This window comes from Aminobacter sp. P4_D5 (assembly GCF_056401815.1).
Map to the genome: position 1 here is coordinate 1 of NZ_JBFUIP010000936.1, position 626 is coordinate 626.

Sequence of the window (626 nt, forward strand, 5' to 3'; positions counted from 1 at the left end):
ACGCTTCCGCGAGGGCCTCGCGCGACGATCTCAAGCGGCAGTCCCGCGGCGGCCACGGCCAACACGAGAGAAGCTAAGGTGAGTCCGGGGTCGTAGGATGTGGWGAGTTCTATGTGGACGGCCAGCATGCCCATGAAGTGCGTGGCCCAAATGCTGCCGCCCAGCGCCATCGACTTCGCCGTTCGCCAAAGGAGCACCGCTCGCCCGTTGGAATCTCGCCGCCGCTCCGCCAGGTCGAGCGCCGCGTAGGTACCGGCGGCGGCGATGACAAAGGACACGGCCACGTAGAGCCATTCGTGAGTGATCCCCATCCCATGGGARTGCGTGAAGATCATGCCCGCGAAATCRAACAGCATCKGCGTCTCCTTTCCTTGGTCAGTGGGGATCAGTTCCTTGGCACCCGCTCTACACGTGACGCGCGCTTGCCTCTCGGCAGCGGCCCGTGGAAGGAAAGTACTCGGCGCGCAGCTCCGCYCGTTACGCACCAGGGTGCAGGTGCCGTTTCGATGGGATGCAGGTATTGGCAGGCAACACTTAAGAGGCTGCATGAGCCGCGGCATCGGCGTCCTGCAACGCGAGATCCTGGTCCGGCTGGTCCGGCTGGCCCGGCATGCGGCCACGTTCAG

General features: G+C 64.9%; 1 protein-coding gene. It reads right to left on the bottom strand.

From position 1 onward, the window contains the following. Window positions 1–356 (bottom strand): MHYT domain-containing protein (locus tag AC1DWF_RS35895; protein WP_476843219.1); only part of this gene is annotated, 356 nt, incomplete at its 3' end. Window positions 357–626: the final 270 nt, after the last annotated feature.